An 8,207-nucleotide genomic window follows, 5' to 3' on the forward strand; every position below is an offset into this window, starting at 1 on the left:
GTATAATGACAGAAAAGAAAGAAAACCAGCTGAATATTGAATTAACGGAAGAGGTAGCAGAAGGCATCTACTCCAACTTGGCGATCATCACGCATTCCAATACGGAGTTTGTGATGGATTTTATCCGGGTAATGCCCGGAGTGCCTAAGGCGAAGGTTAAGTCGCGGATTATTCTTACACCGGAACACGCCAAACGCCTGCTGCGTGCATTGGAAGATAACGTTGCCAAATTTGAAGCGGCAAACGGCACCATTGACGCGCATGATGAGCCTCCGTTTCCCATGAATTTCGGCGGACCGACGGCGCAGGCCTGATGGCTTTAATCCGTTCTTTTGCGCCCGCTGAACAAGGCCATGATAAATGCCACTGCAGCAAAGAAGATCAGGATATTGAACAGGCCCTTAAGGGCATACCAAAAAATACCGATACCCCAAACGGCCAACAAGATAAAGGCTAAGATGAATAGGAAGCTTCTCATGATGTTTTATTGAAGTAAACCATCTAAAGGCTTCTTTTGTTTTAGATAGATGTGTAGATGTCACATTAACAGGATAAAAATGGATATCGCAGTACGGTTACTCAGCAAGCAGGATTATAACGACTTGAAAGCCTCGATGAAAGAGGCTTATGAAGGCTCTCCGGTGGGAATCTGGTCGAGAAAGAACATCACGGACCTGATTGACCTGTTTCCGGAGGGACAGCTTTGTGTCGAGGTAGACGGAAGGGTGGTGGCCTGTGCACTGTCGATCATTGTGGATGCTACCAAAACGGACAGTAACGAGTCTTATTACGAAATTATCGATTACGGGAAATTTACCCGGCATGATGCAGAAGGTGATGTATTATATGGCATAGAAGTCTTTGTGCACCCGGATTTCCGACAGCTTCGTCTTGGGCGGCGGCTGTACGATGCACGGAAAGAGCTTTGCGAACAGATGAACCTGCGGGGCATTATCGCCGGCGGACGGATTCCCAACTACCACGAATATGCCGATGAGCTATCGCCCAGGCAGTATATCGAAAAAGTGAAGAGCAACGAGATATACGATCCTACGCTGCGGTTTCAACTGGCCAATGATTTCCACGTAAAGAAGATACTCAAAAACTACCTTCCCGGCGATGCAGAATCAAGGGAGTTTGCCACCTTGCTGGAATGGAACAACATTTATTACGAGCCGGCATCGAGATCTATTTCACCCGCGCAGCGTACGATCCGGCTGGGGCTTGTGCAGTGGCAGATGCGACTGTTCGGTTCGATCGATGCATTTTATGACCAAGTGGAGTTTTTTGTGGATGCGGTCAGTGGCTACGGTGCTGATTTTGCCGTATTTCCCGAGTTTTTCAACACACCGCTGATGAGCGCTTATAACGATCTGCCCGAAACCGAAGCAATGCGTAAACTAGCCGGTTATACAGATGAGATCAAGGAGAAAGTACAGCAGCTGGCTGTCAGCTATAATGTAAACATCGTTGCCGGTACCATGCCGCTGGTCGATGATGATAATAAGCTGTTCAATGTGTCTTACCTATGCCATCGCAATGGCAAAACGGATGAATACCGGAAAATACACATTACGCCCAATGAGGTAAAGTATTACGGCATGAATGGCGGTAATTCCGTGCAGGTATTTGATACTGACTGTGGCAAGGTGGGGCTCCTGATCTGTTATGATGTGGAATTCCCCGAACTGAGCCGGATACTGGCCGACCAGGGTATGCAGCTGCTGATTGTTCCTTTCCTTACGGATACGCCTAACGGCTATATCCGGGTGCGCCATTGTGCACAGGCACGCGCCATTGAAAACGAATGTTATGTAGCGATCGCAGGTGCGGTGGGTAATCTACCGAAAGTTAATAATATGGATATCCAGTATGCGCAGTCGGCGGTGTTTACACCTTCGGATTTTGCATTTCCCAACGATGCCATCAAAGCGGAAGCCACACCCAATACGGAGATGGTACTGCTGGCGGATGTGGACCTGTATCTGTTGCGCGAACTGCACGAGTACGGGACCGTGAAAAATATGAAAGACCGGCGTAATGACCTGTACCAATTGCGGCTATTGAAAGGTAATGGTTAATTGCTGGAACAAACATTTTGACGCCCCCGCTGTTTTTAGTACAATCTATGCATTAACCCTTCACGAATAAACCTTTATGTGGAAAAACGGACTACTTCTTTTATGGTTGTTAGGTGTAGCACGGTATGCTGTTGCCCAAACCGATACCGATACCCTGCATCACCGTAAAATATACGCGGTAAGCGGACTGGGTTGGGGATTTTCGCTGGGCGAAACCACCGATATCCTGCGTCCGAAGTTTTCTAATAGTCTGGGACTGGACATTTCGCTTGCCAACAGGCATTACTTTGTTTACCCCACTGTTGATTTTCTAACGTTTGAATACAATCAACGGGAAAATGACCCGGCATATCCTTATTCGCTGGAAAAGGGCCGGGGAAATATTTATATCCTGAATCTTGCAGGCGGTATCCGGAAACAAGTGGAAAAACTGAATCTCTATGCATACGCCGGCCCGGGAATAGGGCTGATGTCCGAACCCCGGGCCGCGGTCGTATCGGAACCGGCCACCGTAAAGATCAATACCGTTTTCTACGTAACGCCGAGCCTGCGGGGCGGACTAGGGGCGGATTATAAGCTGGGTGGATTCTTTCTGTTCCTCGAGGCTGGATGGCTGCATCCCTTCAGACGAATGCAAGACCGGCAGGTTCATGTGCTTTCGCTGTTTGGCGGGCTCAAGACCGATATCACCGTGCTTAAGGATAAGGTTGCCCAGGTAATTGGGATAGACGGGTCAAAATGATCCCGCTGCTACAGCGCGGAAGCTACTGAATGCTTAATTCTACAACGGCTACGTCCAGCGAATTAAATAGTTTATGGGAAGAAAGCAGGGTTTCGTTATCCTGTATTTCGTCAAGCATCCGCACATCCACCCCGCGTTGTTTCACGATGTCCAGCCGTCCGCTAAGACAGGGATAGTTCAATTCCAGGTCACCGCCATTGAATCCGGTAATGGTGGCGAAACCGTCGAGGCTGTTGTAGAAATTGGTCATTGACACCGGCATAAAATTGTTCAGCTTTCGTAGGTCTTCCAACGTAGACCCGACATGTAGCCCTTCGGCTGTTTGGTATGGCCCGAAACTGTTACTGATTGCCAGCTTGGTGATGGTGGCGTAAGGTGGCTGGCTTTCGGCCCAATAAACCTTGATTTCTTTTGTATCATTGGGGAAAACACGTGTCACCTGCACCGATTTTCCATCTACGGTTAGCGTGTCATCTTCCATGTTTTTGCGTCCGATCTGCGTTTCAAGATCGGCATAGGTGTAACTTAATTTGACTGGCCCGATGCTTTCACAGGTAATCGCATGGGGATCAACGGCTGTTTCTTTCTGGTCCTGTTGTTGCTTCTGTTGGCAGCCCGCAAACAACGCGATAAATGCAAATGATAATAAAATCGTTTTCATGATAATCAGCTTAATGATTGTAGCGAAACTACGAAAAATCGAGGAATGATCATTACTTCCAGAATTATCGAATCAGTTTAAGCTTTTTTCTATTCTGGGCTTTGATGGCGAAAATATGGGGTTTACAGGATGGAAATACAGTGTCGATTCAGGCTAAACAGAGGGGAATCAGGAAAATAAAATAGTTTTTTAACCAAAGTAGGTCATTTTGTTCATTTTTTTTAATTTGCTTTCGATTTAAAGTATGTATACTTTTGTAGTATATATCCCAATAATTTGCAATAAAATACGGTAACATAGGTTAGAATTTCTAAGTCATGGGTATCCTATCAAATTCTTGGATTGCGTTAGTTTGTCAATTTTTCATATTGAGCATGCTCTGGGCTGAAAGGCGAACAATTACATCCTTTAACCGGGTTGTTTTTATGCTGTTGTATGCCGTAGTATTCCATGGCATTTGCATTGTGTTAAACATCGGGGTCCCGGTGGGCCTGTTATACGGGCCACTGGTCATGGCTGCTTATTTTAGCCAGACTGAAAAAGAAACGGCACAACGGGTTATTAATCAAGTGCATTTTTTTCCTTTTTACTTTTTTTCGCTGTTCTATATCGTACTATGTGCAACAGAACTTTTTTTTAGCGAAGTCTCCGGGATACTTAGCAGGTACTATTATACCGCGTACTTATTTTTAATGCCGTTATCGCTTTTGCGTTATGCGATAGACCTGCTGGTCCGGCGAATAAACCAACAGTTTGAATTCTACAAACTCAGTGACCGATTATTGGATATGTTGATATTCCTGTGTCTGGGCGCTGTTTTTCCGCTTGCGGTTTTTGCAGTAAATCAGTTAATTGGACTTGATTGGCAATGGGAGCGGCTTGTCGCTTATGGTATACTGTGTTTCGGGTTGGCGGTGATTGCCCATTACCTGTTTGTGAAGCGGGTCCTGAAACAGGATTTTCATGAGTTGATCGGACCTATTATCGAAACCTGTGTCGACTTGCAGCAAACCGTTCATGCTCCTAGAGAGAAAAGGCTGGAAGCGGAGCGGATCTGCGAATACATCAGGAAGGAACAGCTCTTTCTGAAACCGGATTTATCCCTGGATATGGTGGCAGATGAGGTTGGGATACCGAAGTACGTGTGCAGCAAGCTATTAAACGAGGAAATAGGTAAGAGTTTTTATCAACTTCTTTCGGAATACCGGATTGACCACGCCGCTAAATTGATGGAAAGTGATAAAGGGAAGCGGTATACAATAGAGTGGATTGCTTATACATCGGGTTTTGGCTGCAAGACCTCTTTTTACCGCTACTTCAAGAATTATAAAGGGTGCATGCCATCTGAATACCAAAGACAACGGGGAAATGAGTAAGATGTAGCCTCAGTTATGCTCGACTTAATTAACCTATTTACCTCTTGGCTGTTAGTGTCCGTTATTTTGATCGGTACACTTACGTTAGCCTGTTTACGTGCAAAGGCATTCTTACCGGCATATGAGAAAATGCTGACCCTGAATGTTTGGCTGCTCGTTATACATGCATTTCATGTGTTGATATGCAGAACATTCTTTCCTGAATGGCAGGGACTTAGCTGGGCTGCACCTTATGGGCTCATGTATCCGGTACTGCTGTTTTTCTGCTTTAAATCGGCTATTCTCAGCCGGAGCCTGAAACCGCTTTACGTTTTTCTGCACTGTTTCCCCGCCGTCTTATTTACAATCGCTTATGTGGGCTTAATTGCGGCCAATGTGCCGGAAAACAGCGTTGTATTCGGATCATATCGGACCTGGTTGTTTCGGCTGATTATTATTTCTTTTATTGGATATAGTTTAATGATCTGGTCTTCGCCACGGCACGCACGCGGGCCCTCAATTGCCCAGTTGCTGAACGTTTCCGTATCATTGCTGGTGTTACTGAGTCTTCTATTTCTAGCCCTGAGCCGCGCGCTTCCAAATATTGGGTTTGATGCGCCCGGTTTTCCCGAACTGATGACATGCGGGATCATGCTGGCTTATGTGACTTTATTGTTCTGGCATAAGCTGGTTGTGATTAAATACGTTGATCCATATACACGGGTGAATCCGGGAGCTGTCCATTTGGAAAACCTGGAGTCACCTGAGGAGAAACCCGAAGTCGCCATTTACCAAAAGTCTGCTGTAACGCCGGACAGGCTTGCTGTTTATGAGGAACGGGTCCGTGCAATCATGATTGAAGAACAATTATTCCTCGATCCGCAGTTCAATTTGGGGAAACTATCAACGATGACGGGCATACCCAAGCATCACCTGTCTCAGGTGTTCAGTCTGCGGTTTGGAAAAGGGTTTGCAACCATGATAGGAGAATTAAGAATCAATTATGCAGTGGCTTTGATTAATGAATCTGAAGAAAAACTTAATATCGAGGCTCTCGCGTATGAATGCGGATTCAACTCCAAAGTCTCGTTTAACCGCCATTTTAAGCAACTTACCGGCGTTAATCCTTCTGCATACCGGAAGGGTCATACAACATGACCGGCTTTGTGCTGCCATACCTAACTTTTTGAATAGCGACCGGTGTTCTTTATTTGGTGATTGCCCAAAACATCGTGTTTCTTTGGTCTTGGAACGCGTAGATTCAATAGGAGCCGGATGTCGATTGGCTGCGCTGCAGTGTCAATATCCTAATTTAATAAACGAATTGGAAGATAGGTAATTTTAACCGGATAGTTTAAGCGGTAGTTTGCAGGATTTTGCTGTTTTTGATATATCAATTTGCTGGGATGGACTTATTGGTTGCGTTATGAGACATATTTGTTCAGTATAAGTCGGATTTTTGACACACAGATACTATCCATATGAAAAGGTTCATTTATGTGGTGCCAATATTATGATTTCTATTTCATTGAATTATGGTAGATGATGTCAAAATACTTTATGTTGATGACGATCTTAATAACTTAATCGGTTTTAAGGCCAGTTTACGTAAATTGTATAAAGTGTATCTGGCGAAGAGTGTAGCACACGCGCGTGAAATTCTTACAAAACATGACGACATCCGGATAGTGTTCTCTGACCAGCATATGCCGGAGACATCCGGAATTGCTTTTTTTGAACTGTTGCGGGAAATATACCCCCAAGCCGTGCGGATTTTGGTGACTGGCTATGCCAGCAAACTGAGCGTTGTGGAGGATGCAATAAACCGGGGTAATGTTTTCCGGTATATGAAAAAGCCGTGGAAAACGGATACACTGCTCCGGATTATTGCTGAGGCCAACCAATTTTATTTGGCTTCCTGGTTATTGGCAGAAAAGAATAAAGAATTGGAGAAAGCATATACTGAACTGGATAAGTTTGCTCACAGTGTCAGTCACGATATCCGAGGGCCGCTCGCCGGTATTATGTCGGCTACGCAGCTGGCCAAGGATATTGACGATGAGGCGGAGATCGATGCTATTTTAACGATTATTGGCCATTCGGCGGAGCGGCTGGATCGCTATATCCAGAACGTACACGATTATTACAGTGTCCGGCGGGGAGAATTTTTGATCGTGGATATCGATTTTAACACGCTGCGCCAGGAACTGATTGATATGTATGACGCTACGGTAAGTTCAAAAAATATACGATTTACCGTGGATATTGACGAAACAGGATCATTTAGAAATGACGAAACGGCAATCAAGCTTATTCTGACCAATCTGATCTCAAATGCCTTTAAATACCAACGCGCAGATGCGGCGGAACGGATGGTAAATGTCAGTATGTCAGTACAGAAAGGCACTGCGGTTTTCGTAGTTAAAGACAATGGGATCGGAATCCAGGAGCACTACCTGAAGGATATATTCAATCTTTTTTTTAGGGCTTCTTTGCAGGAGCCGGGAAGCGGCCTGGGTTTATACAATGTGAAGAGTCTGTTAAGTAAATTAGGCGGGGATATCACCGTTGAATCGACGCATCTTGTCGGCTCAACATTTACGGTCTTTCTTCCAACAAAATAAGTTAATAAAAAAAGTTAACATTCATCAAATTAGAATTACCTTTACATGTTTAATTTGTAAAAACATATGGCATTACCGTTTCTTGTAATTGACGACAGCGCTTTAGACTGCCTGATCGTTAAGAAAGTTATCGGTTTTAGTGGGAGGGGCTCGGATGTAATCGTATTTAACGATGTGATAGGGGCTTTGGAATATATAAAAAATACACCGATTGACCAGCTTCCATTATTAACCGTTATTACGCTGGATATTATGATGCCTGTGATGGATGGTTTTGATTTTTTGGATAATTTCCTGTTATTACCGGTTGAGCGTCAGGAGCGTTTCAAAATATTTGTCTTGTCGTTGTCAAACAGCCCATTTACATTGAAACGGTTGGCTGATTACGATGTAGTTGCTACGGTGATCGAAAAGCCGATTACCATTGATAAATTGGATCGGGCGCTGTTGGAAACGATATAAGCATCGGGCTGCTGAACAAACGGGGAGTTGTTCTTGATGGCTGTGAGCATAAACAAATCGTTTCAGTTTGTTGGGGAATACAAACAATTGCTGTTCAATTGTTGTTCCGTATGAAGTATCTAAATTAGATTGACGAAATTTGCTCCGTTTTTAGGCGGGGTACACGACCATTAAATTCAGCAAGTATAATCAACTAAAGAATCTATATGAAGAAACAGATACTCGTCGTAGATGATGAACCGGCTATCCTCCAACTTTTAAAGCTTATCTTTTCTAAGGAGT

General features: G+C 44.5%; 9 protein-coding genes. 7 read left to right on the plus strand and 2 right to left on the minus strand.

Features of this window, described 5'->3' with window-relative positions:
* Window positions 1–5 precede the first annotated feature (5 nt).
* Window positions 6–314, plus strand: coding sequence for a DUF3467 domain-containing protein (locus ABWO75_RS12790; RefSeq protein WP_257656805.1), 309 nt, complete (start codon window positions 6–8; stop codon window positions 312–314).
* 5 nt (window positions 315–319) lie between these two features.
* On the opposite strand, the gene ABWO75_RS12795 is transcribed toward ABWO75_RS12790, so the two are convergent.
* Window positions 320–478, minus strand: a complete 159-nt coding sequence (locus tag ABWO75_RS12795) for a hypothetical protein (RefSeq protein ID WP_257656804.1) — start codon at window positions 476–478, stop codon at window positions 320–322.
* A gap of 79 nt (window positions 479–557) precedes the next feature.
* Here ABWO75_RS12795 and ABWO75_RS12800 point away from each other — a divergent pair, with 79 nt between their 5' ends.
* Together ABWO75_RS12800 and ABWO75_RS12805 are read left to right on the plus strand one after the other, a co-directional pair.
* Window positions 558–2,081, plus strand: a complete 1,524-nt coding sequence (locus ABWO75_RS12800) for a carbon-nitrogen hydrolase family protein (RefSeq protein ID WP_353186132.1) — start codon at window positions 558–560, stop codon at window positions 2,079–2,081.
* A 76-nt stretch (window positions 2,082–2,157) separates the two neighbouring features.
* Window positions 2,158–2,823, plus strand: a complete 666-nt coding sequence (locus tag ABWO75_RS12805; protein ID WP_353186134.1) for a hypothetical protein — start codon at window positions 2,158–2,160, stop codon at window positions 2,821–2,823.
* Window positions 2,824–2,845: 22 nt separating this feature from the next.
* Here the strand turns inward: ABWO75_RS12805 and ABWO75_RS12810 are convergent, their stop codons facing one another.
* Complete coding sequence (locus ABWO75_RS12810) at window positions 2,846–3,484, minus strand: hypothetical protein (RefSeq protein WP_353186136.1); 639 nt, start codon at window positions 3,482–3,484, stop codon at window positions 2,846–2,848.
* 692 nt (window positions 3,485–4,176) lie between these two features.
* Here ABWO75_RS12810 and ABWO75_RS12815 point away from each other — a divergent pair.
* From ABWO75_RS12815 to ABWO75_RS12830, 4 genes are all read left to right on the plus strand, one after another.
* Entirely contained in the window at window positions 4,177–4,860 is a 684-nt protein-coding gene (locus ABWO75_RS12815; protein WP_353186138.1) for a helix-turn-helix domain-containing protein, read from the plus strand.
* Between the two features lie 15 nt (window positions 4,861–4,875).
* Window positions 4,876–5,997, plus strand: a complete 1,122-nt coding sequence (locus ABWO75_RS12820) for a helix-turn-helix domain-containing protein (RefSeq protein WP_353186140.1) — start codon at window positions 4,876–4,878, stop codon at window positions 5,995–5,997.
* A gap of 377 nt (window positions 5,998–6,374) precedes the next feature.
* Window positions 6,375–7,463, plus strand: a complete 1,089-nt coding sequence (locus ABWO75_RS12825) for a hybrid sensor histidine kinase/response regulator (protein WP_353186142.1) — start codon at window positions 6,375–6,377, stop codon at window positions 7,461–7,463.
* A gap of 66 nt (window positions 7,464–7,529) precedes the next feature.
* A complete protein-coding gene (locus tag ABWO75_RS12830; protein WP_353186144.1) occupies window positions 7,530–7,925 on the plus strand; it encodes a response regulator in 396 nt (131 codons plus the stop codon).
* Window positions 7,926–8,207 lie beyond the last annotated feature (282 nt).

The organism is Parapedobacter lycopersici (assembly GCF_040395035.1).
Lineage (GTDB): Bacteria > Bacteroidota > Bacteroidia > Sphingobacteriales > Sphingobacteriaceae > Parapedobacter > Parapedobacter lycopersici_A.

Coding starts and splice junctions, on each gene's coding strand:
- ABWO75_RS12795 (WP_257656804.1), bottom strand. CDS start 478: ATGAGAAGCTTCCTATTCATCTTAGCCTTTATCTTGTTGGCCGTTTGG.
- ABWO75_RS12815 (WP_353186138.1), top strand. CDS start 4,177: ATGCCGTTATCGCTTTTGCGTTATGCGATAGACCTGCTGGTCCGGCGA.
- ABWO75_RS12800 (WP_353186132.1), top strand. CDS start 558: ATGGATATCGCAGTACGGTTACTCAGCAAGCAGGATTATAACGACTTG.
- ABWO75_RS12805 (WP_353186134.1), top strand. CDS start 2,158: ATGTGGAAAAACGGACTACTTCTTTTATGGTTGTTAGGTGTAGCACGG.
- ABWO75_RS12820 (WP_353186140.1), top strand. CDS start 4,876: ATGCTCGACTTAATTAACCTATTTACCTCTTGGCTGTTAGTGTCCGTT.
- ABWO75_RS12790 (WP_257656805.1), top strand. CDS start 6: ATGACAGAAAAGAAAGAAAACCAGCTGAATATTGAATTAACGGAAGAG.
- ABWO75_RS12825 (WP_353186142.1), top strand. CDS start 6,375: ATGGTAGATGATGTCAAAATACTTTATGTTGATGACGATCTTAATAAC.
- ABWO75_RS12810 (WP_353186136.1), bottom strand. CDS start 3,484: ATGAAAACGATTTTATTATCATTTGCATTTATCGCGTTGTTTGCGGGC.
- ABWO75_RS12830 (WP_353186144.1), top strand. CDS start 7,530: ATGGCATTACCGTTTCTTGTAATTGACGACAGCGCTTTAGACTGCCTG.